Genomic DNA, 25,252 nt, shown 5'->3' on the forward strand with positions numbered 1-25,252 from the left:
CCGCTCCAAGTAGCAGAGCACCCACTGATAAACAACATAACAGTTAAAACAGATGTTATAAGAAAATTTCTTTTCATGATTACTCCATATAAAAAATTAGATTTATGATATCGTAAAAGAGTTAATTGTTATAGGTAATTTTAACTTCGTTTATATATAATAGCATTAACAAAAATAGATAGGATAAGTATGAGAATAATATTATTGGGAGCTCCGGGTGCAGGAAAAGGTACTCAGGCTCAATTTTTGACAAAGAAATATAACATTCCTCAAATCTCTACCGGAGATATGTTAAGAGCAGCTATTAAAGCAGGTACGGAGATGGGCAAAATGGCTAAGGCTGCCATGGATGCAGGTCAGCTTGTAACTGATGAAATTATTATAGGACTTGTAAAAGACAGAATCGCCGAAGATGATTGTAAAAATGGCTACCTGTTGGACGGTTTTCCGCGTACTCTTGCTCAAGCAGATGCGGTTACAAATGCGGGTATAAATATCGATGCGGTTATAGAAATAGATGTGCCGGATAGTGAGATAGTAAAACGTATGTCAGGTCGCCGTGCGCATCTGGCAAGCGGACGAACTTACCATGTAGTTTATAATCCGCCAAAAGTAGAAGGCAAAGACGATATAACAGGCGAAGAGTTAGTTCAACGTGACGATGATAAAGAGAGCGTAGTGCTAGACCGCCTTAAAGTTTATCATGAACTTACAAGCCCACTTATAGGTTACTATAAAAATCAAGCTGCTAAACTTGATACTCTAACTTACATAACTGTTGACGGCACGGCAGATATAGCTGATGTAGAAGCAGCTATCGTTTCAAAACTAGGATAATTGAACCAAAAGGTTCAATTATATTTTAGACTTAACGAAACTTCCCATCTCGTGAACTATCTCTTCTATAGTTCTCTCGCCGTTTATTACATGTAAGAGATTTCTACTGCTATAAAAAGCTTGTATATCCGTTAACGGCTCAGTATAGACTTTCATACGGTTATTAAAAACTTCCACTTTGTCATCTTCGCCTCTTGAACGTCCAAAAACTCTATCTTTTGCGGTTTCTTCGCTAACTTGAACTTCTATAACGCTTACAAGTTCTATAGATAAATCTACATGTAGATACTCATCAAGTGCATTTAGCTGTTCCATACTTCTGGGATAACCGTCAATGATGATAATGTCTGTCGGAGCATTTTTGATGGCATTTACTATTGTTTCTATGGCTATCTTGATAGGAACGATAAGACCTTTTGAGATGTAGTTGTTTATTTCAAGTCCGAGTCGGCTGCCGCTTGCAACTTCTGCTCGTAACATGTCACCTGTAGAGTAGTGCGTTATCGCACTGTTTTGTTTTGCTATTAATTCTGCGTCTGTTGTTTTACCGGAGCCGGGTGCTCCGATAATTAGAAAAAGTTTTTTCATATGTTGACTATTTTACCTGTTCGCGCAGACGGATGTGAAGGTCACGAAGCTGATTAGCATCAACTTCGCTAGGTGCTTTTGTAAGGATACAAGAAGCTTTTTGTGTTTTAGGAAATGCTATAACATCGCGGATGCTTGATTTTTTAGTAATAAGCATCATAAGTCTATCAAATCCTATTGCAAAACCGCCGTGAGGAGGAGCACCGAATTTTAAAGCATCAAGTAAAAAGCCGAATTTTTCCGCAGCCTCTTCCTCTTCAATGCCTAAAAGCTTGAACACCTCTTCTTGCATCTCTTGTTTATGGATACGAATACTTCCGCCGCCTAGTTCCGTACCGTTTAAAACGATATCGTAAGCAATAGATTCTATCTCTTCTACATCATCTTTATCGGTATCTTTTGGTTGTGTAAATGGATGGTGAAGTGCTTTTACGCGTCCGTCTTCAATCTCAAACATAGGAAAATCAACTACCCATACAAACTCGTAAGCATTTTTATCGACAAGGTTCATTTTTTCATGTTCAGCTATGAAAATTCTAAGACGACCCATGTAGTCCCATACTGTTTTTTTAGCTCCCGCACCGAAGAAAACAACGTCGCCTACTTGCATATCAAGTCTCTCAACTAAAAGAGCTATATCAGCATCTGTGAAGAATTTGATAAGCGGACCTTTAAGACCGTCTTCTTTCATTTGAAAATATCCAAGACCGTGAGCACCGAACTGACGCACAAAGTCTTCGAATGTTTTCATCTCACGTTTGCTAAATACTAAGTCTGCACCTGGAACTTTTAGAGCTTTAATACGATTTTTATGCGGCTGTTTAGCAATATTTGTAAATATTTCATTATCGCATCTCTCAAAAATATCAATAACGTCAACCATTTTAAGATCATATCTCAAATCAGGTTTATCAGAGCCGTACCACTCCATAGCATTGTTGTAAGAGATACGATTAAACGGAGGTTTAACATCGATACCACATGCGCCAAACATAGCTTCAAGCAAATCTTCCGCAACTTTAATAACATCTTCTTGATCACAAAAGCTCATCTCAACGTCTATTTGAGTAAATTCAGGCTGACGATCTGCACGTAAATCTTCGTCACGGAAACATTTTGCTATTTGAAAATATCTGTCAAATCCGCCTACCATTAAAAGCTGTTTGAAAAGCTGAGGAGATTGAGGAAGAGCGTAAAACTCGCCGTTATGAACACGAGAAGGAACCAAATAGTCTCTAGCACCTTCTGGCGTTGATTTTGTTAAAATAGGAGTTTCAACTTCTAGGAAGCCATTTTTATCTAAAATATTTCTAGCTGCAATTGCCGCTTTTGAACGAAGACGAAATGCTTCATACATTGAAGGGTCTCTTAACTCTAGGTAACGATATTTTAGTCTAGTCTCTTCGCCTACGTTCTTATCGCCTATCATAAAAGGAATCGGAGCAGATTTGTTTTCAATAATAAGCTCTTTAACGATAATTTCGATAGCACCTGTTTTAAGACGTGGATTTACAAGACCTTCCCCACGGTGACGAACTGTTCCTTTAGCAATAAGAACATACTCGTCACGTACGCCATCAGCTGATTTATGTGCCGATGGATTCTCTTCAGGATCACATGTAAGTTGAATAAGACCGCTTTTGTCTCTTAAGTCTATAAAAATAATCCCGCCGTGATCACGGTAACTGTTCGCCCAACCTGTTAGAACAACATCTTGTCCAACATTTGCTTCACTTAAATCTGTACAATAATGACTTCTCATAAAAATAGAGTCCTGATAATAATTTTTCCGATTATATCCAAACTTGGCTTATCGGTTAATTATATTATTGTTTGCTCTATTATTTCTTTTATATCTTGAGATAAAAGGACGCCTTCGCCCCTATAAACCATTGTTTGTGCATCTTTATATATTATCATTGTAGGTAATCCATAGATGTCGTAACTTTCTGCAAGTCCTTGCGAATCGTTACAATCGATAAGAAGAGTAGATATATTATCGTAATATTTATCTATATCCTCAAGCTCCCAGCCAAGTGCACTGCATGCATCGCAAAACTCTGAACCGAATTTTAATATAACCGTTTTTTTCTCTTCAAATTGCTTTGATAGCACCTGCTCAAAATTTTTCTCATCTACCTCTATAAACGCCATAATACCTCTTTTTAAAATAATTTTTTTTACTTATGCCATAAGTTTTTTTGCAATACGTGCAACATGTTCGCCTTGAAAACGTGCGCCTGCAAGCTCATTTTCACTTGGGATTCGACTTCCGTTGCCGCCTGCAATAGTAGATGCACCGTAAGGAGAACAGCCTGTTATACTATCCATGCTCATCTGCCCTTGAAATGTATAAGGTAAACCTACAATAACCATACCGTGGTGAAGCAGTGTAGTGTGAAAACTAAGAATAGTAGATTCTTGTCCGCCGTGTTGTGTATTTGAACTAGTAATAACGCTTCCGACTTTGCCCACTAAAGAACCCTTCATCCATAGTCCTCCAGTAGCATCAAGAAATTGCCTCATCTGTCCGCACATGTTGCCAAAGCGTGTAGGTGTTCCAAAGATAACGGCATCTGCTTCACTTAGTTCGTCCAATGTGCATATAGGAATATTTGCTTGTTGTTTTTGAGCCTCGGTAGCGCCCATTTTTTCTAAAATTTCATCGGATAGAGTCTCCGGAACTCTGCGAATAACTGCTTCAACACCATCAACCGAGCGTACACCGTTTGCTGCTTCTTCTACCATTTTATGTACATGTCCGTACATTGAATAATAAACGACTAATACTTTCATGCTAAACTCCTTGGTTTATACTGAAATCATCTAATAGAAAAATATTGTATATTATTTAAGCTTAAGTAATTGTCCATTTGATTTTTAATATCAAGAGTGTATAATTTAGAAAAAAATTTTATAAAGAGCTAATTTGAATAGTAAAATAGTAAAAAAAATCGGTGTAGTTTTAAGACCATCAACCCCTGAACTAAAAGATGGCTATATAAAATTAGAAAAAATTTTTAGAGATTACGACATAGAAGTTTTGCTTGAGAGTAAAAGCGCGCTTATGATTGATATGAACGGCGAGAGTTTTGAGAAGATATGCAAAGAGTGCGATTTTTTGGTCAGTTTCGGCGGTGACGGCACGCTTATATCTACCGTTAGAAGATCGTTTGATTTTGATATTCCTATACTTGGCGTTCATGCAGGAAATCTAGGCTTTTTGGCTGATTTGTCGCTTGATGAGCTTGACTCTTTTGTTCAAAAAATAATTAAAAATCAGTATAAAATTGATGAGAGAGCGGTTCTTGAAGCAACGGTAATAAAAAATTCTAAAGAGGTAAAATACTACGCTTTTAACGATATAGTCTTAACCCGTACAAGAGTTACAAATATGATACATATAGAGACTTTGATTGATTCTCGTTCTTTTAATACATACTACGGTGACGGCGTAATAGTTTCTACTCCGACAGGCTCTACCGCTTATAATCTATCGGCAGGCGGACCGGTACTTTTCCCGATGTCAAACGTATTTGCACTTACTCCGATATGCCCTCACTCTTTGACACAGCGACCGGTAGTGCTTCCAGGGAAATATGCAATAGAGATGAAAACATCTGAAGAGAGAGCTTTAATAATTATTGACGGGCAAGATATGCACGAGCTTGAACTCGGCGAGAGCGTACATATAAAACTGGCTCAAAAAACAATCAAGCTGATACATAAAGAGGAGTACAACTACTTTGATGTACTAAAAGAGAAATTAAGATGGGGTGAATAAGGCTCTATTTTACATGTAGAGCTTTTATAAACTTTTTAATACTTTTCTTTTTGACTTTTTTGCCATCAATGATAGCCGTAGGCATTAATTTACAGTATTTGCACATTCCGATACATGATTTTACCTTAATCTCAGCACTCGGATAATTTAAAGTAAGTTTTTTTACAAGTTTGTTTTTTTTAGGATAATTTTTACAGAGTTTTATTTTCATACTAAACACCTATATATTTTGCTGTTTTACATATTATAGCTAAATCGTTAAAGAGATATCATTTAATTTTTTAACAATAAACAAGTATAATCTGAAAATATTTTACAAGGTAGATAGATGATAGAGAGATTTTACTTAAAAGATTATCTTAGCTTTAAAGAGGTTGAGCTTGATCTTAAATGTGGGCTTGTCGTATTTACCGGACCTAGCGGAAGCGGTAAATCTATTTTGATGAACTCTATTTTATCTTCATTCGGTACAACTTCATGTGATGCAACGCTTTGTGAGTCAAGTGTAGCTTGGGAGTTAAATGCCGAAGAACATGGCATAGAGAGTGATGATATAAATGTTTTTAAGCAGATAAAAAAAGAGAAATCAAGATACTTTATAAATAACCAAAGCATATCTAGAAAAGTTATGAGTGAGTTATCTTCAAACTACTTAAGACATCTATCTTTAAGAGATTTCAGTGATTTTGAAAATGAAAATCTGCTCTCTATTTTGGATAACAGGATTGAGAAACAAAATCCAGATATAAATAAATTAAAAATCGACTATAAAGAAGCTTTTTTAGAACATAAAAAGGTCAAAAAGGAACTTTTAGCCATAGAAGATGAACAAAAAAGAGTAGTTGAGTTAAAAGAATTTGCAGCGTTTGAAATAAAAAAAATAGAAGATATAAATCCTAAAATATCCGAAGATGTAGAGCTTTTGGAGATAAAAAAAGAGCTTTCCAAAAAAGAAAAAGCAGTTGGTAGTATATCTGCAGCAAGTTCTATTTTTGAATATGAGCATACTGTTTTTAATGCTTTAGATTTATTAAATATTGAGAGCTCATTTTTTAGCGACTGCATGAATGAACTCAGGGCGATTATGGAGAGTGCTGAAGAGAGATTCAGCATGCTTGAGGAAGTAAACGTTGAGGATGTTTTAAATCGTATTGAAGAACTTAGCGATATAAAGAGAAGATACGGAAGTATAGAAGATGCTCTAAACTATAAGCAACAAAAGATGCAAGAGCTTCAAAAGTATGAAAATATTGAGATAACAAAAGGTGATTTGGAATCAAGAGAAGCCGCTTTGTATAAAAAAGTAAAAGATTTTTCAGAAAAGCTCAGCAGACTTAGACATGCAGAGATAAAAGAGTTTAAAGATGATTTAAACAGATATCTAAAAGAGTTATATTTAAGAGATGCTCAAGTAGAGATATATGAGACGGAGTATGGGCTTTTTGGAAAAGATGAAATCTCTTTAAAACTAAACTCTACCGATTTGCAAAAAGTAAGTACAGGAGAGTTTAATAGGCTAAGATTGGCTATTTTAGCTCTGAAATCTGAGTTTATGAATAAAGGCGGCGGTGTATTGATGCTTGATGAGATAGATGCAAATTTGAGCGGTGAGGAGTCGATGAGTGTTGCTAAAGTACTAAAACAGCTCTCAGAGCATTTTCAGATATTTGTAATCTCACATCAGCCACAGCTCACATCTATGGGCAATCAGCATTTTTTAGTTTTTAAGAGCGGCGAAGAATCACATGTAAAAGAACTTGACTTTTATGATAGAGTGGATGAGATAGCAAGAATCATAAGCGGTGAAAATATAACAATAGAGGCTAAAAAGTTTGCAAAAGAACTACTAAGTTTACATGCAAAATAAGTAAAGAGAGAGAGTTTAGAATGATAATTGACACACATGTACATCTTGATGATAATAGATATATTAATGATTTGGATGAAGTTTTAAACAGAGCAAGGAAGGGCGGTGTAAAGCGTTTTATAATTCCAGGTGCAGACCCTGCGAATCTTGAGAGAGCAATTATGATAGCAGAAAGTAACAGTGATGTTTACTTTGCAGTTGGTGTACATCCTTATGATATGGATTTATTCAATATGGAGGATTTTGAAAAAAATGTAAAGCATGAAAAATGTGTTGCAATAGGTGAGTGCGGACTTGATTATTTTAGGCTTGAAGGCACGTCGGAAGAGAAAGAGATAGAAAAAATAAGACAAAAAGAGATTTTTATTGCTCAAATAGAACTTGCCAAAAAGTATAAAAAACCTTTAATAGTACACATTAGAGATGCTTCAAGAGACTCTAAGGAGCTTCTTTTAAAACATAATGCCAAAGAAGTGGGCGGAGTTCTGCACTGCTATAATGCCGATGAAGAGCTGCTAAGTTTGGCAAATGAAGGTTTTTACTTCGGTATAGGAGGAGTGCTGACATTTAAGAATGCAAAAAAACTTCTGCATGTGTTACCAAAAATCCCACTTGAAAAACTTCTTATTGAAACAGATGCTCCTTATTTGACTCCTATGCCCCACAGAGGAGAGAGAAACGAGCCACTTTATACTACTTTTGTTGCTAAAAAAATGTCTGAACTTTTAGGAATTCCACTAGAAAATTTAGAAAATTTAACTACAAAAAATGCTTTTACCCTCTTTGATATTTCTTAATATTAGTAATATTGCACTATGTTTAATGTTAATTTAGATAGAATTAAGGCTTTAAATTTAATATAAGAGCTGTCATTTTGAAATATATATTATTATTTTTATTACCATTTTTGCTTAGCGCAAATCTCACACGCACCCCAAATCACAATAAAGAAATAGCCATTTTAGAGTCTTTTGATATAGAAGCATCGTTTTTATACGATGAGCTTATGAATCAAATGAAAAATAGCAATACAGCGATTTATAAAGATGAACGTTTCTTTCAAGCTATGGACGATGCTCATCTTTTTATTCCGGCTATTAAAAGTATTTTATCAAGCAACGGAGTCCCGCCTGAATTTCTTTTTCTTGCAATGGCAGAGTCGCAATTTTCAACAAAAGCTTATTCTGTTAAACGTGCTTCTGGCTTATGGCAATTTATACCGGATACGGCAAAGTTATATGGACTTAGAATTGATAAATACGTTGATGAGAGAAGAGATTTTATAAAATCAACGGAAGCAGCTGCAAAATATCTACGTGAGCTTCATAATAAATTCGGTAAGTGGTATTTAGCGGTTATCGCATATAATTGCGGCAGCGGAAGGTTAAGTAAAGCCATAAAAGATGCAAACAGCGATGAGTTAAATGTTTTATTGGATTCACAAAAGAAATATATTCCTAAAGAGAGCAGGTTATATATTAGAAAAATTGTAGCTCTGGCAATAATGGGCAATGATGAACAGTTCTTGCTAAAGAGCGAATATGAACATCTTTTAAACAGGGCGAATGCATATTCTGTTTCTACTGTTAAAGTTCCTAGTGGTGAATCGCTTAAGAGAGTTTCTAAACTAATAGGAATTCCTCATGAAGAGCTGCAAAAATTAAATAGACATTTAAAATATGATTTTGCTCCACCCTATTTAAAATCTTATGATATATACATACCGTATATTAAACTTTCTGAGTTTAAGCAGAAATATTTTGAAGATAAAATTAAAAATATTTATAAAGTGCATATAGTTCAAAGAGGCGATAATCTTTTTGATATAGGTAGAAAATATCATGTTTCAAGCAAAGTGATTATGGATTTTAATACCCTTAAAAGCGCTAGACTAAGTTTAAATCAAAAGTTAATTATTCCGATATATGACAAGATTGATATTAAGAAAATAGATAATGAGTCTTATCATGTAGTAAAAAAAGGCGATACTTTAAAGTCTATTGCAAAAACGCATCAAGTTACTATTAAAAATATACAACTTAATAATAAAATTGAGGGTAGCATCATTAAAGAGGGCGAAAGGCTAAAATTATATGAATAAATTTTATATTTTTTTCACTATTTCTGCTATTGTTTTATCTACAGGATGTAGTTCTGTAGCAAAGAGACCGTATGTCGATTTTGGAAATACGGATACTTACTCTGAAGATAGTGATTCACATAGTTCTGTTATAGCTAAAAAAGACTATTCACATCCTACAATGAGACCGTACGTTATTAGAGGTATAAAATACTATCCTACTATTGTAAGTGTAGGAGATGAGTTTCAAGGAAATGCAAGTTGGTATGGCCCAGATTTTCACGGTAAATCAACTTCTAACGGTGAAACATATAACATGTATGATATGACTGCTGCACATAAAACTTTACCTATGAATACCATTGTCAAGGTAACTAATCAATCAAATGGGTTAAGCACTGTTGTTAGAATAAACGACAGGGGTCCGTTTATAGATACAAGGATTATTGATTTATCAAATACGGCAGCTCGTAAAATAAATATGATTGGTGTAGGAACAGCACCCGTAAAGGTAGAAGTTCTAGGTTTTTATGTTAAAGGAGAAAAACATATTCCTTCACAAAAGGAGTTAGACGAGTCGCCTAAGAATCAAACAATAGACGGGTTTGCTATTCAGATTGCATCTTTTAGTAAAATCGAGGGGGCAATGGCTACTCAAAAAAAATATAATGATACAGACGGTTATAAAACTATTATAAAAGATATACAAACACAAAACGGCAGAATGTTTAAAGTGTGGCTAAAAGGGTTTAAAAGTGAACAAGAAGCAAGAGATTATAGATCACTTGGAAATTTTAGAGATTCGTTTATCGTAAGAGAGGATTAAAAATGATTAGCAAAAGCAGAAAAACAAAAGAAACAGATATAACAATTTCCCTCTCTCTTTATGGAACGGGCAAAAGTAAAATAAATACTGGTGTTGGATTCTTAGACCATATGTTAGAGAGTTTTTCGAAACACTCTTTGATTGATTTAAATATAACATGTAGCGGAGATACGCACATTGATGACCATCATAGCGTAGAAGACATAGGTATAGTTTTAGGTTCTCTTCTAGCTGAAGCTATATATCCGGTAGAGAAAATGGAGCGCTTTGGAAGTGCAAACATTGTAATGGATGAGGCTTGTGTAAGTTGTGATTTAGATTTAAGTAACCGCCCGTATTTGGTTTATGAAGTTGATGTCAGAGGAAAAGTAGGGACATTTGATACTGAACTTGTAGAAGAATTTTTTAAAGCTTTTGTCTTAAATGCAAAAATTAGTACACATATTGTAGCGCTTAGAGGCAAAAATAGACATCACATAATAGAGGCTGCTTTTAAATCACTTGGCGTTGCAATTCGTCGTGCAACACAAAAAAACGAAAGAGTCGGTATTCCAAGCACAAAAGATGTTTTGTGATTAAGTTAATAGTACTTGATGTTGACGGTTGCCTAACCGATGGAAAAATTATATATTCATCGACAGGGGAAGAGACTAAAAACTTTAACGTAAAAGACGGTCTTGCCATAAGCTCGTGGGTAAAGATGGGCAGACATGTCGCTATTATAACGGGCAGAAACTCCAAGATAGTTGAAAAAAGAGCTAAAGAGTTAGGCATAAAATTTTTGTTTCAGGGTGTTAAAGAGAAAGAAAAAGTATTAAATGAGCTTATTGATTCGCTTGAAATTAAATATCATGAAGTTGCCGCAATAGGGGATGATTTAAATGATTATAAAATGCTAAGCAAAGTCGGCAGAAGTTTTACTCCAAAAGATGGCGTAAAAGAGATTAGAGAACTTGTCAATACTACTCTTACATGTAACGGTGGAGAAGCAGCAGTAAGAGAGATGATAGATATAATAGTGGATGAAAATGATTTGCAAGAGCAGTTTTTGTCTATTTGGTTATAATATGAATATTAATCATTTTTTTGCATTTTTGTTTATTTCTTTGTTGATGATATTGCTCTTGTTTAAGCCTATGGATATAAAACAACAATCTTTTACCGATGTTCCGTCTTTCTCTATTTCATCGTTTATAATGTATGAATTAAATTCTAAAGGACTTATTACATTAATGAACGGCGATAAGGCAACTAAATATGCAAACAGATATGAGGTTGAGAGGATGAATTATACAGATAATTCTAAAGAGTACATAGCAAATATGAAGTCAAACACAGGTGTATATAAAAATAATACGGTTTATTTGGATGGAGATATTATCTACTCCAGAGAAGATGGATTGACTTTTAAGACTCAAAAAGCAGTTTACAATAAAAAAACAACAGTCGCTACTGTGGATGGATCTTATGTTTTATATAGAGATGCGAATATAGTTACAGGAGAAAAATTAAAGTATAATAACTCTTTAGAAACTTTAGAGTCAAAAAATATTAAAGCAATATATCAATTAGAAGAGAGTAATTAATGAAAAAAATATTTTTCTTGACATTTTTTTTAACATCAGCACTATTTTCGCAAGAGATGCAGATTAAGGCGAAGCTTTTTAATGCTGATCAAAAGAATGGCATATCAGTCTTTGAAGGTGATGTGAATATAATCAAAGGTAACGATGAATTAAATGCATCAAAAGTAACTATTCATACTGATAGCAATCAAAAACCGATAAAGTTTATTGCAGAAGGTAATGCCTCTTTCAACATAGAAACTCTTGATGGTGCAATGTATAGCGGTAAAGCACAAAAGGTAGTATATCTTCCGCAAAAAAAAGAATATCTTTTTTTTAGAGATGTTCATCTAAGACAGATAAACGAAAAAAAAGAGATAATCGGAGAAGAAGTTATCCTAAAAGTTATTGATGGCAAAGCGTATGCAAAAGGTGCTGCAAAAGAGCCTGTAATAATGATTTTTGATATGCCTGAAGATAAGAAAAAGAGTAAGAATGATTGAAATCGTTGATTCAAAATTTGTAATTTCTGCTGCTAACATAGATGGCTCACCTGATACACAAGAACAAAATGAAGTTGTTTTTATGGCTCGTTCAAATGTCGGAAAAAGCTCTTTGTTAAATGCTTTAAGTAATCATAAAGGTTTAGCAAAAGTATCATCTACACCCGGTAAAACAAGACTAATTAATTATTTTGACGTTGCCTTTCTAAATAGAAAAAATTCCCAAAAAAGTTTTGCAAAATTTGTAGATTTACCAGGTTTTGGATATGCAAAAGTTTCAAAATCAATCAAATATGATTGGGAAAAAAATTTAACAGACTATATTGCTAATAGAAAACAAATAAAAATTTTTATTCATTTGGTTGACTGCAGACACCCTTTTTTAGAGATAGATAAATCTGTTAGTGATTTTTTATTTGAGTTTTCAAACGAAACACAACATATACTTCAGATTTTCACTAAGATAGACAAATTAAATCAAAAAGAACAAAATGCTCTAAAAAAAGAGTTCCCGCATGCACTTATGGTATCAAGCTCAAAAAAAAGAGGTTTACAAAAAATTGTAACAATTATTTATAATATTTTACAAGGAGATTCTAGTGAAAATTGAATTGATAAAGGCTAGATTGTCAGATATTGATGATATGCAAAAGCTTGTTGTAAAAGAGATTGAAGCCGGAGTAATACTTGCAAGAAGCTCAGATGAAGTAGCCACAAATATCAGATCGTATATTTTAGCAAAAGAGGATGATAAAATTGTTGGATTTTGCGCTTTACATATCCATACTCAATCATTGGCAGAAATCAGATCCCTTGTTGTTACTGAGAATAAGAGGGGTATGGGAATAGGGCAGAGTTTAATTGCTAAAGCAATAGAAGAAGCTAAAGCTTTAGGTCTTCAAAAAGTTCTCAGTTTAACATACAAACAATTATTTTTTGAAAAACTTGGCTTTGTTGAAATTCCAAAAGAGTCGCTACCTGAACATAAAATTTGGGCCGATTGTATTAAATGTAAACACTTTCCCGTATGCAACGAAGTATCACTTATAAAAACCCTATAACACCATTTTTATATGTTGTTCTATTCTTTGTATATACTGCATTAAGCGGGATATATCTTTTTTTACCGCCTCTGTTGGCAGTACTTTTTATACTGTTTTCAAAGGCACTTAAAAATAATGATTCCATCTTTATATTATTAGTCTCTTTTTGTTTATTGCTTTTTGAAGCGGAGAATGGATATGTACTATTTAGTACAATTATATACTTTGTGTTTATTTATAAATACGTTATACCTAAAATTACTCAAAGCATTAGTTGTAATTCTTGTATAAAATTTATAATTGTTGTTTTGGTTTATATGGGCTTTTTCCTTTTCTATTCACTTTTGTCAAATATATTTTTACTTCCTATTCCAAGCATAAACTATTATGTAATTTATTATATAGTAATTGAATTTTTAATTGTGAGCATCTTATGAAGATTAAATTTATACTTTTTATATTTATTACGATATGGCTTGCACTTCTAGTAAGGGTATTTTTATTATCGGTAGAATCAAATAGCTATTATGAAAAATTATCTTATGACAATACTATTAAAATTGAACAAATTGCACCTGTTAGAGGAGAAATTGTTGATGTAAATAATAAACCTATTGCTATAAATGAACTAGGTTTTAAAATACAGTTAGCTCCGCATCTTGGCTTAAAAAAGAATTCTCAGACATTTGAATCAGAGATAGATATTCTAATAAAGTTATTGCCTAAGTTAGATAAAGAAAAAATTATAAAAAATTATAAAAAAGTTGATTCTTACTATAATCATAATTTTATTGATATTGTTGAATTCGTATCGTATGAAGAAATTATGCCTGTATATTCTATATTAAATTTAAGAGAAAATATAAATATAGTATCCTCCCCAAAAAGACTTTATCCTTATAAGGAGGTTGGTGCACATATTATCGGATATGTTTCTCGTGCAAACAAAAGCGATATAGAAGAGGACAAGCTTCAAGAACTAATAGGATATACGGGGAAAACAGGTATAGAAAAAAATTATAATACATATTTACAGGGATTACCTGGTAAGCGAGAAATAAAAGTTAATGCAAATAATCAAGAGATTGAAGAACTCTCAAATAAAGAGGCTCAAGAAGATAGAAAATTAATATTAAACATAGATATAGAACTTCAAAAATATATATCATCACTATTTGAAAATAAATCAGGTGCCGTCATAGTTATGGGAGTTAACGGTGCAATATTATCTGCAAGCAGTTTTCCTGAATATGATTTAAATACTTTTGTATCAGGAATTTCACAAGATGTTTGGGATCATCTTTCTACTAGTCTTGAAAAACCATTTACAAATAAGTTGATTCACGGATTATATCCACCTGGTTCAACTATAAAAACCGGACTTGGGCTATTATATATTACATCGCCGGATATGGGCTATTTTAGCGTAAATTGTACAGCGTCTATGCCTCTTGGAAAAAGGGTATTTAGATGCTGGAAAAAAGATGGACATGGACATGTAGGTATAAACAGAGCAATAAGAGAGAGTTGTGACGATTTTTTTTATAAAGGAAGTATTCAGCTTGGAATTAAGAAGTTAAGTGAGGGGCTAATTAGATACGGACTCGGTCAAAAAACAGGTGTAGATTTGCCAAATGAGTTTGTCGGAACCGTTCCATCACGTGAATGGAAAAGAAAAAAGTATAATATGCCATGGTATATAGGAGAGACGGTAAATACATCAATAGGACAGGGTGATTTTCTAGTTACTCCAATGCAAATGGCACAATTTACAGCGCTAATGGCAATAGGTAAATTGCCGCGTCCATATTTTGCAAATAAGATAGGTGATGCAGTTATTGAACCTGAGTTCCAAGATATATTTGATGAGAATGAGTTGAAAAAATTGCCCATAATTCAAAAAGCAATGTATGAAGTTTGTAATGTTCCAAGTGGAACGGCTATGCAGTATTTAAGTTCAAGAGTTAAAATTGCAGGAAAAACAGGAACAGCCCAAGTTGTAGGTATATTGCAAGATATAAAAAATAGAGAGTTAGAACATGAAATGGAGTACTACACCCGCTCTCATGCATGGTTTACTAGTTACGGTCCATATTCAGATCCTCAGTATGTTGTCTTAGCCATGGTTGAACATGGAGGGCATGGCGGAGCTGCTGCGGGAAAGATTGTTTCTGATATATATAATAAACTTTTAGAGATGGGGTATATTAAACAATAAATTAGAGATGATTTTGAATTAAAAGAGCTAGAATAATCAATAAAAATATAGCTCCGGTTTTGTTGTATAGCTTATTTGCTAAAATAAATGTAAGAGTAACGGAAGATGCAATTAAAATCATTATATCAAACTTTGTTGCTATCAAATCTATTGTCAAAGGATTAATGAGTGCTGCACTACCTAAAACCATGGAAAAATTTGCTACATTTGAGCCTATAATATTTCCTATGCTCATTTCAGCATTTCCCTTTTTTATGGCAACTAACGAAACAACAAGCTCAGGTAAAGATGTGCCGATAGCTATTAAAAACATACCTATAACCCACTCGCTTACACCAAACATTCTAGCTATATTAGTTCCGCTTTCCACAACAAAACCTGCTCCGCCGATAGTAAGTATAAAGCCAATTGTAAGCAAAGCAGCTGTTTTACTCCAATTAAATTTCTCTTTAACTAGTTCTTCATCTATCTCTTGTGAAAGTTCATCTTTGGAATCGACAAATAGGAATAGAAGATATGAAGACATTAATAAAATAAACAAAAAGCCGTCAAATCTCCCTATAACACCATCATTAATCATTATTAAAAATAAAGCTAACGGAACTATAATCCAAGCACTGTCTTTAATGAACAAATCTCTTTTTGGATGCATGGCTTTAGATATAAAAAAAACAGTTCCCAGTATCAATACAATATTAAAAATATTGCTTCCGACGACATTTGCTACTGCCATTTCACTCTTACCTGCCATAGATGCGGTAATTGATGCTGCCATTTCAGGAAGAGATGTGCCAAAAGATACTAGTGTAGCACCGATTACAAAATGAGATATATTAAAATGCAGAGCTATGCGTTCAGACTCTTTTATAACAAAATCTGCACCGTAAATAAGTGCCGACATTGCAATTATAAAAATTACAAAATCCATTAAATTTATCCTTGTGTTCGGACAATTAGGCTTGTAGGTAAATTAAATTTTTTAATAAGTTCTGCCTCTTTGTTTCTCATCTCACCATCGTCAATTTCGTGGTCGTAGCCCAAAAGATGCAGTAAACCGTGTAAAAAGAGTAGGGCAAACTCATTATCTTCGCTATGTTCAAGTTCTTTTGCTTTCTCTTGCACATGTGAAGCTGAAATAACAATACTTCCCAGTGGGCACATAGGCACGTCTTCATACGGAAAGCTTAAAACATCAGTGTCTTTATCGATATTTCTATGAATTTTGTTTATCTCTTTTATTTCACTATTGTCTGTAAGAATTAACTCAATATCTTTTTTTGTTAAGAAATTAGCAATTATATCTACTGTTTCGATATTTATATTTAATGAGGTTCTGTTGTCAAATTCAATCATAAGCGGAATTATACCAAAAATAGAAGGTTGTTGTATAAAGTGAGCAAATAAACTCACTTTATACATGTAGATATGTTATCCTGAAATATTTAAATTATTTCCAAGACCTGTTTTTTGCGCTGTAACTTGCTGAGACTGCTCATTGGCACTCTCCAAAACTTTTAAAATCTGTCTCTCTTGAACTTCACTCGCTTTTTTCATAGCTTCAATTTGAGGTGAAGATGGAGTCGCTGTTGTTGAAATATCCATGATATCTCCTTTTTTTATATATTTGAACATTATATTGCTTATATCTTTCAATGAAGATTAAAATATTATGTTAAAATATTTTTATGATTATGAAAAGTAAAAAAGCACTCTGTATTATGAGCGGCGGTATGGACTCTACTTTGAGTGCGTACATGATGAAAAAGATTGGATATGATATTATTGCCGTGCATTTTAACTATGCACAAAGAACACAGAGTAAAGAACTCTCTTGTTTTAACAAAATATGCGATGAGCTAAATGTTTTAAATAGATATATTTTAGATTTGGATTTTTTTGCTCAAATAGGCGCTTCAGCTCTTACTGATAAAACTATAGAAGTGCCAATAGGCGGTCTTGAAGATGGTGTTCCTGTTACTTACGTACCGTTTAGAAACGGTATCTTTTTAAGTATGGCAGCTGCTATTGCCGAGAAAGAGGGTGCACAAGCAATAGTAATAGGAGTAGTTGAAGAGGACAGCAGTGGATATCCTGATTGCAGAGAAGCTTATATTAAAAGTATGGAACAAAGTATAAATTTAGGTACAAAAGACGAAACAAATATAAAAATTTATATGCCGCTTGTGCATCTTAAAAAATCTCAAATTGTACAAAAGGCGATTGAGCTTAATGTTCCTCTCAAACTTACATGGAGCTGTTATAAAAGTGAGGATAAAGCGTGTGGAGTCTGTGACAGTTGCCGTTTGAGATTAAATGGTTTTAAATTAGTCGGGGTAAAAGATCCAATTGAGTATCAGTGAGATAAATTTTAATAACTTAAGAATTTTACATATCTATAAACCAAATTTAAAAAATAGTTATATTAGTGTTAAAAAAAATGGTGAAATAACTCTTAAAACATCAGTTATTTCTAACAGTTATATTCAAAATCTTCTTATAAAAAAAGAGTTTTGGATAAGAAAGCAGTTAAAAATAGTAGAACAAAACAGGTCAATGACTGTAAATATACAAGATGAAGTGATTCTTTTTGGAGAAATTTATAGTATTGACACGAATGAAGCAAATGCTTTAAGAGAATATCTAAAAAATGTTGATGTCTCCAATATCATTAATATATCAAAATGTTACGATAAATTTTACAAAGAGTCTGCACAGAGTTATATTGTTCCAAGAGTAGAACATTATGCAAAGATAATGAATTTAAACTATAGCGATATAAAATTCAGAAAAATGAGAAGTAGATGGGGAAGTTGTAGCTCGCGAGGCATTATAACTTTTAATACGGAGCTTGTTAAAATAGGCAAAAATTTGATTGATTTTATTGTAGTCCATGAATTGGCGCATATAACGCATATGAACCACTCAAAAAAGTTCCATTTACTAGTTGAGCGGTATATACCTGATGCTAAAGTGTTGAATCAAGAGTTGAGGCGCTTTTCTCTCTCTTAAAACAGTTTATATCATATTTGCTAGACGGTGACCACATCATCCATCCGCTCGTATTTATATCTTTTGTTGCTCTAATTTGTTCACCTATTTCAAATTTTTTATACTCTCTTTTTTTGTGGGCATAATCTCTAAAAGATTGTAGCCAAGGTCTTATTCTTTTTGAATCAATTTTGTTTTCTATATTTTTTATACTTCTGTATATAACTGCATGTGGATGTTCTGATGGATGTTCAAAATTAAATGAACCTTTTGCAAATCCGGAAGGATAAAGCATAGGAGCGATATAATCTGCATATTTTGCTAATGACTCTATTTTTTGTCCTATACCCGTATCTCCTGTTTCCCAACAAATATTACCGTAGGTAGATACAGAAATAAATGTCGGATATTTTTGCAATTTTTTTTGTACTAAAGAGAGAAAGTTCTCTATAGCCTTAATACGGTTTGCTTCATTACTCTCTTTTGCTAATGTCAATTCTGCTTTGGCAGGAAAGCGAATATAATCAAAATTTATCTCATCAAATCCTACATTAGCAGCATCTTCTGCTATCGAAGCGGTATATTCATGACTTCTCGTATCAAATGGATCGACCCAACCCATCTCATCATGATTTTTCCATAAATTTTTATTTTTATCTTTTATTGCATATACAAAGTTATTTGAGGATTGTAACTCATCTTTAAAAGTAACAATTCTAGCGATTGTATATATATTTTTTGATTTCATCAAAGATATAAAAGATTTTATATCTTTGATTGTTCTTTTTTTTGCTGCCCCGTAACTATTTGCTTCATTACATGATGTTTTATATGATGTTGAGCCATATTCATTTTTTACATCAACAACAATAGCATTAACTTCTGTTGCATCAACTATATCAAGTATTTTCTTTATAGTTTTTGAGTTTAAGTTTGCACCCCAAAATGTAAGATACAAGGCTTTTACAGCTATTGGCTCTAACTTTATGTTAGTAGTGTTATTTTCAAGAGTTAGTTTATATGGTCTGTATCCACAAGCCTTTATTGAGAGTGATTTATCACTGCTATCTATAGTAAAAAGTCCGTCTTTGTTACTTTTTATACTATTGTTAGAGTCACTAACAGTCGCATTTGCGATAGGCAAAGAGTTTGTTTTATCTACTATTGCTCCACTAAAAGAAGCAAAAAGGGTAGTACTTAGCAGAAATGATATAAATATGGAATGTTTCAAATGATTACTACCTTTTGTTTAAATGCGCGATTATACATAATTTGTTATTTACCTCTCGTTCAAAAAATATTTTAAGCTTGCATCACTCCACTCTTTTGAAAGAGCAAGATGATTTTGTATAGATTTGTAAACTTTATCAAAGTCGCCGTTTTCTTTGCTGAGTTTAGCTAAAACCTCCGCTAAAGCTGCTTTACCGGCATTTGTCACATCTTTAGGAAATTGATGTATGGCAATATTAAGCTCTTTTAATTTTTTAAGTGCTTTTATATTCTCGCTATGAAATTCATATGTCATATTTGAATTCATCTCGCTAGAAGCAACTTCAATCATAGCTTGATGTTCGTAAGATAGTTTATTCCAGAATTGCTTATTAAAAGTAAGTTCAAGAATTGATCCCGGTTCATGCCATCCAGAGTAGTAGTATGGCGCTACCTTATAAAAGCCCATTTTGATATCAAGTGCAGGTCCAACCCATTCTGTAGCATCAATGACACCTCGTTCAAGTGAAGTATATATTTCTCCTGCGGGCAATAAAACTGAATTTACTCCCATTTTAGAGAAGACTTCGCCGCCAAGACCCGGTATTCTCATCTTTAAGCCTTGCATGTCATCAAGCGAGCGTATCTCTTTTCTAAACCAGCCGCCCATTTGAATATTGGTATTTCCACCCATAAACGGATAAAGGTTATAGTTTGCATACTGTTCTCTCCATAAATCTAATCCGCCGCCAAAAAGCATCCAAGAGTTTATCTCCTCAGCTGTAAAACCAAATGGGATTCCGCTATATAGCGAAAAAGCACTATTTTTTCCTTTCCAATAATAGGGACCAGAGTGAAAAGCATCAATCTGTCCGCTGCTAGCCGCGTCAAAAACAGCTAAATCCGGAATAAGAACATTTTTTGGATAAATTTTTACTTCCAAAGAGCCGCCGCTGATATCTTTTAATCTTTGAGCAAATCTCTCAACGCCAGTTCCCATTATAGGAAAGCTTGCAGGCCAACTTGTTGCAAGTTTTATAACAGCTTTTTTATTTTTATTTACATGTACAACTTTCGCATCGCCATCTTTTTTTTGCGGATGTTTTGAGTAGTTAATCGCTTCTCTGTTGTTATCGTTACATCCACTAAGGGCAAATGTAGCAGATACGGTGGCAGTTGTAAAAAAGTCTCTACGATTCATGCTGTTTCCTAAAAATTCAAAGTAAGCTGTGTTTGATTTGACAATGGTTTATTTAATATGGATTTATCAACCCCCACAATTAATGCAAAATGAAAATGGTTGTTTTTTAATATATTAATAATATCTTTTTCGTTGTGATAAGAAAAAATATTTTCATTCTCCTCTTTTATGATGCTTGATGGAATAATAAAAATTATTTTTCCCCAAGATGCATGACGTTGTAAAAACATCATCTGAGAGTCTATTAGAGTTATATTTGGCTCAAATATAAGTACTTTATCGCTGCTTCCAAAGCTTTTAATTTCAAATTTTGTATTTGTAAAAACAGCTTCAAAGTGTTCTATTGGAGTAAATTTTTTTAATTTATATTTAATTTTCAGTGTTTTATAGAAATGTAAGAGTTTTTCCAAATAAGGGATGAAAAAAGGTGATATAAGCTGTCTTTCATAAAAAGTGTTATCATAAATAAATGATGTTTCAAATAGAGTCTGCTCAATTATTTCAATTGTTTGAGAAGATATATCAGGAATTTTTTTAACAGCAGTAAATATTTCTTTATCGCTTAGGGCAGGGCAGAATAGCACAGTCGTCCTGTTTTGAATATCCCAAAGAGATTTAAAAACAGACTTTAAATCACCGCTTAATGCAATAAAATTTGATTCTGTAATAGTTTGTAAAGAGAGCTTTAAAATTATTTCATTACATTCATAAGCTATGGACTCTTTTTCTATCATTCTAAAACGAAGCAATCTTTTTAATGTATCGTCTAAGCTTTCTGTATATACCCAAGCTATTTCATTGTCTCTTATTTCAGGTGTCAACTTTTCAAAAACAACACAGTACGCGCCGTTCGCCACAGCTAATGAGATATCTTGAGTGTTGTAAGCAAAGAACAAATCACCTCTTTTAATCCTTGAAGCTTCAAAAACAATATTTTCAAAACTGTTTATGCACGGCTCATTAATAAGAGTTGTTTGTGTTAGTGCTAGAAAATTTTCAAGTCTCATCCAATAGGTGTGCCTGCTTTTTTAGGTATTTGGGGTCTAATTAAACATAAACCATCTTCATCTTTAGCAGCAAGAATCATTCCTTCTGAAATCATTCCCATAAGTTTTGCAGGTTTTAAGTTTGCAACAACGCATACTTGCGTATTTAATAAAGATTCGGCAGTGTAAAATTCTCTTATACCTGCTACAATCTGTCTTAATTTACCTTCACCTAAATCAACTTGAAGTTTTAGAAGTTTTTTACTTTTTTCAACTTCTTCAGCTTCTATAATAACTCCAATTTTTAGAGATGTTTCAAAAAACTGACCGATTTCTATAAGGTTGTCTTGCTCAACCAAAGACTTGTTGTCTTCTTTAGCAATTTCTTTAGGAGCATTTGGTTGTGCAGCAGGAGCTTCAGGCATTAATGGCTCTTCTACTCGTGGGAAAAGAGGTGGAACTACCTTGATATTAAACAATTTCAATAATTTTTTATTTTGTACAAACTCTGTGTAGCTTGAATTGTCTATTGTAAAATGTAAAGCATCTGCTATTGTATTTGTCGTGCGCGGCATAATAGGAGAGAGCATAATGGCTGCTTTTGCAAGTATATTTGCAACCAGTGCAACAGTGGCAAGTGCTTCGTCTTTTTTATTCTCTTTCATTTTAACCCACGGAGCATGCTCTTCTATGGCTTTATTTCCGATAGAAAAAAGTCTCCATAACTCTTCTAGGTATCTGTGTGTCTGAAAATTTTGCATATACGTATCAAGTGAATCAAGTACTGTATTCATAGCCTCAAGCTCTTTTACATGATACTTAAGAACATCTACGCTGTCTATCTCAAAGTCTGAATATTTGCCGCTCATACCTATAATACGATTTAAAAGATTGCCCAAATCATTGCTAAGTTCTGAATTTATTCTATCAATAAAAGCTCTTTGAGAAAAATCTCCGTCTTGCCCAAAAGGAACTTCTCTAAGCATAAAGTATCTTAAGTTTTCAACACCGTAAGCATCAGCAACTTGCTTTGGAGAGATAACATTACCTTTTGATTTACTCATTTTCTCTCCGTCTCTTGTCCACCATCCATGAGCAGCTATATGCTTTGGAAGAGGCAAATCAAGACTCATTAAAAATGCAGGCCAGTAGATAGCATGAAAACGAAGAATATCTTTTCCTACAAACTGAACGCTTGCCGGCCAAAAATGCATATTTTTATCATCTTTGCCATAACCAAGCCCTGTTATATAATTTAACAGGGCATCAAGCCAAACATACATAACATGTTTATCATCTTTAATAGAGTTCGGCATTTTAACGCCCCATGTAAAAGAGGTCCTTGTAACTGAGAGGTCACGTAAGCCGCCTTTTACAAAGTTTATTACTTCATTCGCACGAGAACGAGGCATAATAAAATCAGAATTCTCTTCATAATGTTTAAGCAAGGCATCTTCATACTTTGAGAGTCTAAAAAAGTAGCTCTCCTCTTTTATGATATTTGTGCTTCTACCGCAATCAGGACAAAATTCGCCGTCAACAAGTTGAGTTTCAGGAAAAAATGTCTCACAACTAACGCAGTAATGCCCCTCATAAAAGTCTTTGTATATATCACCTTTAGCATACATTGCTTCAAAAGCTTTTTGTACACCTTTTTTATGGTCTTCATCTGTTGTGCGAATAAATTTGTCATAATCTATCTCAAACTCATCCCATAGATTTTTAAAACTAGCACTTATCTCATCGGCGAACTGTTGAGTAGGTTTGCCATTTTTTTGTGCTGATTCTTCAATTTTTTGACCATGCTCATCGGTTCCGGTTAAAAAGTAAGTATCTTCACCTTTTAACTTTTCGTATCTAGCCATACTATCAGCTATAAAAGTAGTGTATGCATGCCCGATATGAGCCTCTCCGTTAACGTAGTATATAGGTGTTGTTATATATTTACTCAATTTTTATCCTTTATTATTTAATATCACACTGTAACTAGAACTCAAATCCACCGGTATCGCCTTTAGACATACTGTTATAAACAGCTTTAACATAATTGCTTCTTAGCTGACAGCTTATGTACAATTCACAACTACTGCAACTTTTTAAACTCTTGTCTTTTTGACAACTTTCAACTTTTATTACCATCTCATCAAGATAAAGTTCAAATTTATCAGGTTTCTGACTATCTGTTGCTTGCATAAACTTCTTTTACTCTTGCTATCTCATATTTTGAGCCAAAGAAACATGGTGAAGTGTCATGAATATGTGTATGTTCAAGTGTCATTAAATCATTTTGACCATCTATAGCTTCTCCACCGGCAGTTTTGTATATAAATGCAAAAGGAAATACTTCAAAAAGTTTACGAAGTTTTCCATCCGGTTTGTCTGATGTTGCAGGATAGCTAAATAGTCCGCCACCTTTAAGCAATATCTGGTGTAAATCAGGAACCATTCCGCCTGAATATCTCAAACGATATCCTTCTGCAAAGAAGCTATCAACCATTGTTTTATGATATGGCTTCCAGTTTTGTTGTGTTCCGCCCGGTGCATTTAATTTACCTTTTTCGTTTAGACGAATCTCTTTAACAAATTCAAATTCACCAGCTTGAAGCAAATGTAGTTTTGTTTTATTGTGAGCAAATACCATCTCAACGCGTGGACCAAAAACAACATAACATGAAGCAACCATATTTTTTGCACCAAAAGCATTTTCATAGATTCCAAAAATTGAACCTACGCTAAGATTTACATCTATTAAAGATGAACCATCAAGCGGATCATAAGCAATAAAATATTTGCCGTCTTTATGTAAAAGCATCTCTTTTTCTTTCTCTTCACTTGCTATCGTATGAATAGAAACTACATGTGAAAATTCTTCTTCAATTATCATGTCACATTTAATGTCAAGTTGAAGTTGAGTTTCACCGGAACTATTTTCTTGTTGCGAATAACCTATATCTTTGGTATCTATCGCATCTTTTATTCTTATAGCAGTTTTTTGTATCGCTTTAAATATATCATTCATCTTTTTTACACTTCTTTCGCATTTTTTAATATCCAAGATATTACATCTTCACAATTGTTTATATCCAGTATATCAACATTACCCGGTAAATTATAATCGCTAATATTTACGCTTCCATCTGTAGCAAGTGCATCCATGTACGGAAAATAATCACTATCCAAAGAGTCTCTAAATATACTAATTCTAGGTAGAGGTAGATTTTTCAAGCCCTCTACTAACAAAATATCAAACTTATCAAACAATCTTATCATTTCATCCAAATCTTTTTGTCTTTGTGAAAAGTATGTAGTGCGGTTTGGAGAAGTCACAATTACTTCGGCACCGGTATCTGAAAATTTATAACTATCTTTTCCCTCTACATCAAAACGAGCTTTATCTTTTGGATCATGTTTAATTATAGCAACATCTTTTTTGTATTCATGAATGAGTTTTCGCGCAACTTTTAGTATAAGAGTAGTTTTACCGCTATTTGATGGACCTGTAAATGCAACTGCTAATCTTTTTTTCAATTTAAACACTTTATTAAAATTTAGGTGAT

Annotated in this window: 30 protein-coding genes; 15 read left to right on the forward strand and 15 right to left on the reverse strand. The window is 33.4% G+C overall.

Annotation, left to right across the window (positions count from 1 at the left end; all coding sequences use genetic code 11):
• Window positions 1–189: 189 nt before the first annotated feature.
• On the forward strand, window positions 190–837 hold the full coding sequence (gene adk / locus A2530_RS10660; protein ID WP_294885395.1) for an adenylate kinase: 648 nt from the start codon (window positions 190–192) through the stop codon (window positions 835–837).
• Between the two features lie 18 nt (window positions 838–855).
• Here adk and A2530_RS10665 read toward each other — a convergent pair whose 3' ends face one another.
• The 4 genes from A2530_RS10665 to wrbA are packed head-to-tail and all read right to left on the reverse strand — an operon-like array spanning window position 856 to window position 4,221.
• On the reverse strand, window positions 856–1,425 hold the full coding sequence (locus tag A2530_RS10665; protein WP_294885394.1) for an adenylate kinase: 570 nt from the start codon (window positions 1,423–1,425) through the stop codon (window positions 856–858).
• Window positions 1,426–1,432: 7 nt separating this feature from the next.
• Entirely contained in the window at window positions 1,433–3,187 is a 1,755-nt protein-coding gene (gene aspS, locus A2530_RS10670; protein ID WP_294885393.1) for an aspartate--tRNA ligase, read from the reverse strand.
• 59 nt (window positions 3,188–3,246) lie between these two features.
• Complete coding sequence (locus A2530_RS10675) at window positions 3,247–3,579, reverse strand: co-chaperone YbbN (RefSeq protein WP_294885392.1); 333 nt, start codon at window positions 3,577–3,579, stop codon at window positions 3,247–3,249.
• Between the two features lie 30 nt (window positions 3,580–3,609).
• Window positions 3,610–4,221 carry an NAD(P)H:quinone oxidoreductase gene (gene wrbA / locus A2530_RS10680; protein ID WP_294885391.1) on the reverse strand — a complete coding sequence of 204 codons (612 nt, stop codon included), beginning with the start codon at window positions 4,219–4,221 and terminating at the stop codon, window positions 3,610–3,612.
• Window positions 4,222–4,354: 133 nt separating this feature from the next.
• On the opposite strand from wrbA, the gene A2530_RS10685 reads away from it, so the two are divergent.
• Window positions 4,355–5,209, forward strand: coding sequence for an NAD(+)/NADH kinase (locus A2530_RS10685; RefSeq protein WP_294885390.1), 855 nt, complete (start codon window positions 4,355–4,357; stop codon window positions 5,207–5,209).
• Window positions 5,210–5,213: 4 nt separating this feature from the next.
• On the opposite strand, the gene A2530_RS10690 is transcribed toward A2530_RS10685, so the two are convergent.
• On the reverse strand, window positions 5,214–5,420 hold the full coding sequence (locus tag A2530_RS10690; RefSeq protein WP_294885389.1) for a hypothetical protein: 207 nt from the start codon (window positions 5,418–5,420) through the stop codon (window positions 5,214–5,216).
• A 117-nt stretch (window positions 5,421–5,537) separates the two neighbouring features.
• On the opposite strand from A2530_RS10690, the gene A2530_RS10695 reads away from it, so the two are divergent.
• From A2530_RS10695 to mrdA, 11 genes are all read left to right on the forward strand, one after another.
• Window positions 5,538–7,076, forward strand: a complete 1,539-nt coding sequence (locus tag A2530_RS10695; protein WP_294885388.1) for an AAA family ATPase — start codon at window positions 5,538–5,540, stop codon at window positions 7,074–7,076.
• A 20-nt stretch (window positions 7,077–7,096) separates the two neighbouring features.
• Window positions 7,097–7,873 carry a TatD family hydrolase gene (locus A2530_RS10700; protein ID WP_294885387.1) on the forward strand — a complete coding sequence of 259 codons (777 nt, stop codon included), beginning with the start codon at window positions 7,097–7,099 and terminating at the stop codon, window positions 7,871–7,873.
• Between the two features lie 77 nt (window positions 7,874–7,950).
• Window positions 7,951–9,177, forward strand: a complete 1,227-nt coding sequence (locus tag A2530_RS10705; protein WP_294885386.1) for a lytic transglycosylase domain-containing protein — start codon at window positions 7,951–7,953, stop codon at window positions 9,175–9,177.
• Window positions 9,170–9,982 (forward strand): septal ring lytic transglycosylase RlpA family protein, encoded by an 813-nt coding sequence (locus A2530_RS10710; RefSeq protein ID WP_294885385.1) that lies wholly within the window; start codon window positions 9,170–9,172, stop codon window positions 9,980–9,982. The genes A2530_RS10705 and A2530_RS10710 overlap by 8 nt, the downstream gene beginning before the upstream one ends.
• A 2-nt stretch (window positions 9,983–9,984) precedes the next feature.
• Complete coding sequence (gene hisB, locus A2530_RS10715) at window positions 9,985–10,557, forward strand: imidazoleglycerol-phosphate dehydratase HisB (RefSeq protein WP_294885384.1); 573 nt, start codon at window positions 9,985–9,987, stop codon at window positions 10,555–10,557.
• Window positions 10,554–11,048: an HAD family hydrolase gene (locus tag A2530_RS10720; RefSeq protein ID WP_294885383.1), complete on the forward strand. Its 495-nt coding sequence runs from the start codon at window positions 10,554–10,556 to the stop codon at window positions 11,046–11,048. Before hisB ends, A2530_RS10720 begins: the two co-directional genes overlap by 4 nt.
• 1 nt (window position 11,049) lies before the next feature.
• Window positions 11,050–11,568 carry an LPS export ABC transporter periplasmic protein LptC gene (gene lptC, locus A2530_RS10725; protein WP_294885382.1) on the forward strand — a complete coding sequence of 173 codons (519 nt, stop codon included), beginning with the start codon at window positions 11,050–11,052 and terminating at the stop codon, window positions 11,566–11,568.
• A complete protein-coding gene (lptA, locus tag A2530_RS10730; RefSeq protein ID WP_294885381.1) occupies window positions 11,568–12,050 on the forward strand; it encodes a lipopolysaccharide transport periplasmic protein LptA in 483 nt (160 codons plus the stop codon). The genes lptC and lptA overlap by 1 nt, the downstream gene beginning before the upstream one ends.
• Window positions 12,043–12,660 carry a ribosome biogenesis GTP-binding protein YihA/YsxC gene (gene yihA / locus A2530_RS10735; protein WP_294885380.1) on the forward strand — a complete coding sequence of 206 codons (618 nt, stop codon included), beginning with the start codon at window positions 12,043–12,045 and terminating at the stop codon, window positions 12,658–12,660. Before lptA ends, yihA begins: the two co-directional genes overlap by 8 nt.
• A 34-nt stretch (window positions 12,661–12,694) precedes the next feature.
• On the forward strand, window positions 12,695–13,111 hold the full coding sequence (locus A2530_RS10740) for an N-acetyltransferase (RefSeq protein WP_294885566.1): 417 nt from the start codon (window positions 12,695–12,697) through the stop codon (window positions 13,109–13,111).
• A 415-nt stretch (window positions 13,112–13,526) separates the two neighbouring features.
• Window positions 13,527–15,311, forward strand: coding sequence for a penicillin-binding protein 2 (gene mrdA, locus A2530_RS10745; RefSeq protein ID WP_294885379.1), 1,785 nt, complete (start codon window positions 13,527–13,529; stop codon window positions 15,309–15,311).
• 1 nt (window position 15,312) lies between these two features.
• Here the strand turns inward: mrdA and A2530_RS10750 are convergent, their stop codons facing one another.
• The 3 genes from A2530_RS10750 to A2530_RS10760 form a co-directional block, all read right to left on the reverse strand.
• On the reverse strand, window positions 15,313–16,239 hold the full coding sequence (locus A2530_RS10750; protein WP_294885378.1) for a calcium/sodium antiporter: 927 nt from the start codon (window positions 16,237–16,239) through the stop codon (window positions 15,313–15,315).
• A 5-nt stretch (window positions 16,240–16,244) separates the two neighbouring features.
• Window positions 16,245–16,664 carry an rRNA maturation RNase YbeY gene (gene ybeY / locus A2530_RS10755; protein ID WP_294885565.1) on the reverse strand — a complete coding sequence of 140 codons (420 nt, stop codon included), beginning with the start codon at window positions 16,662–16,664 and terminating at the stop codon, window positions 16,245–16,247.
• A gap of 75 nt (window positions 16,665–16,739) precedes the next feature.
• Window positions 16,740–16,913 carry a hypothetical protein gene (locus tag A2530_RS10760; protein ID WP_294885377.1) on the reverse strand — a complete coding sequence of 58 codons (174 nt, stop codon included), beginning with the start codon at window positions 16,911–16,913 and terminating at the stop codon, window positions 16,740–16,742.
• Window positions 16,914–16,996: 83 nt separating this feature from the next.
• Between A2530_RS10760 and queC the strand changes: the two genes are divergently transcribed.
• A complete protein-coding gene (gene queC, locus A2530_RS10765) occupies window positions 16,997–17,671 on the forward strand; it encodes a 7-cyano-7-deazaguanine synthase QueC (protein ID WP_294885376.1) in 675 nt (224 codons plus the stop codon).
• The gene (locus A2530_RS10770) at window positions 17,658–18,320 is read left to right on the forward strand and encodes a M48 family metallopeptidase (protein ID WP_294885375.1); all 663 of its coding nucleotides are present in this window, start codon (window positions 17,658–17,660) and stop codon (window positions 18,318–18,320) included. The genes queC and A2530_RS10770 overlap by 14 nt, the downstream gene beginning before the upstream one ends.
• Here A2530_RS10770 and A2530_RS10775 read toward each other — a convergent pair.
• From A2530_RS10775 to mobB, 7 genes are read right to left on the reverse strand one after another with little or no spacing between them, the layout of a single operon-like run.
• Window positions 18,277–19,530 carry a putative glycoside hydrolase gene (locus A2530_RS10775; protein WP_294885374.1) on the reverse strand — a complete coding sequence of 418 codons (1,254 nt, stop codon included), beginning with the start codon at window positions 19,528–19,530 and terminating at the stop codon, window positions 18,277–18,279. The genes A2530_RS10770 and A2530_RS10775 overlap by 44 nt on opposite strands.
• 48 nt (window positions 19,531–19,578) lie before the next feature.
• A complete protein-coding gene (locus A2530_RS10780; RefSeq protein WP_294885373.1) occupies window positions 19,579–20,709 on the reverse strand; it encodes a TRAP transporter substrate-binding protein in 1,131 nt (376 codons plus the stop codon).
• Between the two features lie 8 nt (window positions 20,710–20,717).
• The gene (locus tag A2530_RS10785) at window positions 20,718–21,716 is read right to left on the reverse strand and encodes a hypothetical protein (protein ID WP_294885372.1); all 999 of its coding nucleotides are present in this window, start codon (window positions 21,714–21,716) and stop codon (window positions 20,718–20,720) included.
• Entirely contained in the window at window positions 21,713–23,647 is a 1,935-nt protein-coding gene (gene metG / locus A2530_RS10790) for a methionine--tRNA ligase (RefSeq protein WP_294885371.1), read from the reverse strand. The genes A2530_RS10785 and metG overlap by 4 nt, the downstream gene beginning before the upstream one ends.
• 34 nt (window positions 23,648–23,681) lie before the next feature.
• On the reverse strand, window positions 23,682–23,888 hold the full coding sequence (locus tag A2530_RS10795; protein ID WP_294885370.1) for a hypothetical protein: 207 nt from the start codon (window positions 23,886–23,888) through the stop codon (window positions 23,682–23,684).
• Window positions 23,872–24,714, reverse strand: a complete 843-nt coding sequence (locus tag A2530_RS10800; protein ID WP_294885369.1) for a class 1 fructose-bisphosphatase — start codon at window positions 24,712–24,714, stop codon at window positions 23,872–23,874. Before A2530_RS10800 ends, A2530_RS10795 begins: the two co-directional genes overlap by 17 nt.
• Before the next feature lie 5 nt (window positions 24,715–24,719).
• On the reverse strand, window positions 24,720–25,223 hold the full coding sequence (mobB, locus tag A2530_RS10805) for a molybdopterin-guanine dinucleotide biosynthesis protein B (RefSeq protein ID WP_294885368.1): 504 nt from the start codon (window positions 25,221–25,223) through the stop codon (window positions 24,720–24,722).
• Window positions 25,224–25,252 lie beyond the last annotated feature (29 nt).

It is taken from the genome of Sulfurimonas sp. RIFOXYD2_FULL_34_21 (assembly GCF_001830805.1).
Taxonomy (GTDB): domain Bacteria; phylum Campylobacterota; class Campylobacteria; order Campylobacterales; family Sulfurimonadaceae; genus Sulfurimonas.

Coding starts and splice junctions, on each gene's coding strand:
- A2530_RS10740 (WP_294885566.1), top strand. CDS start 12,695: ATGCAAAAGCTTGTTGTAAAAGAGATTGAAGCCGGAGTAATACTTGCA.
- A2530_RS10785 (WP_294885372.1), bottom strand. CDS start 21,716: ATGAGACTTGAAAATTTTCTAGCACTAACACAAACAACTCTTATTAAT.
- A2530_RS10795 (WP_294885370.1), bottom strand. CDS start 23,888: ATGCAAGCAACAGATAGTCAGAAACCTGATAAATTTGAACTTTATCTT.
- A2530_RS10690 (WP_294885389.1), bottom strand. CDS start 5,420: ATGAAAATAAAACTCTGTAAAAATTATCCTAAAAAAAACAAACTTGTA.
- aspS (WP_294885393.1), bottom strand. CDS start 3,187: ATGAGAAGTCATTATTGTACAGATTTAAGTGAAGCAAATGTTGGACAA.
- adk (WP_294885395.1), top strand. CDS start 190: ATGAGAATAATATTATTGGGAGCTCCGGGTGCAGGAAAAGGTACTCAG.
- A2530_RS10750 (WP_294885378.1), bottom strand. CDS start 16,239: ATGGATTTTGTAATTTTTATAATTGCAATGTCGGCACTTATTTACGGT.
- A2530_RS10675 (WP_294885392.1), bottom strand. CDS start 3,579: ATGGCGTTTATAGAGGTAGATGAGAAAAATTTTGAGCAGGTGCTATCA.
- A2530_RS10800 (WP_294885369.1), bottom strand. CDS start 24,714: ATGAATGATATATTTAAAGCGATACAAAAAACTGCTATAAGAATAAAA.
- mrdA (WP_294885379.1), top strand. CDS start 13,527: ATGAAGATTAAATTTATACTTTTTATATTTATTACGATATGGCTTGCA.
- yihA (WP_294885380.1), top strand. CDS start 12,043: ATGATTGAAATCGTTGATTCAAAATTTGTAATTTCTGCTGCTAACATA.
- hisB (WP_294885384.1), top strand. CDS start 9,985: ATGATTAGCAAAAGCAGAAAAACAAAAGAAACAGATATAACAATTTCC.
- wrbA (WP_294885391.1), bottom strand. CDS start 4,221: ATGAAAGTATTAGTCGTTTATTATTCAATGTACGGACATGTACATAAA.
- A2530_RS10695 (WP_294885388.1), top strand. CDS start 5,538: ATGATAGAGAGATTTTACTTAAAAGATTATCTTAGCTTTAAAGAGGTT.
- lptA (WP_294885381.1), top strand. CDS start 11,568: ATGAAAAAAATATTTTTCTTGACATTTTTTTTAACATCAGCACTATTT.
- A2530_RS10665 (WP_294885394.1), bottom strand. CDS start 1,425: ATGAAAAAACTTTTTCTAATTATCGGAGCACCCGGCTCCGGTAAAACA.
- A2530_RS10710 (WP_294885385.1), top strand. CDS start 9,170: ATGAATAAATTTTATATTTTTTTCACTATTTCTGCTATTGTTTTATCT.
- A2530_RS10780 (WP_294885373.1), bottom strand. CDS start 20,709: ATGAATCGTAGAGACTTTTTTACAACTGCCACCGTATCTGCTACATTT.
- ybeY (WP_294885565.1), bottom strand. CDS start 16,664: ATGATTGAATTTGACAACAGAACCTCATTAAATATAAATATCGAAACA.
- A2530_RS10700 (WP_294885387.1), top strand. CDS start 7,097: ATGATAATTGACACACATGTACATCTTGATGATAATAGATATATTAAT.
- queC (WP_294885376.1), top strand. CDS start 16,997: ATGATTATGAAAAGTAAAAAAGCACTCTGTATTATGAGCGGCGGTATG.
- A2530_RS10760 (WP_294885377.1), bottom strand. CDS start 16,913: ATGGATATTTCAACAACAGCGACTCCATCTTCACCTCAAATTGAAGCT.
- lptC (WP_294885382.1), top strand. CDS start 11,050: ATGAATATTAATCATTTTTTTGCATTTTTGTTTATTTCTTTGTTGATG.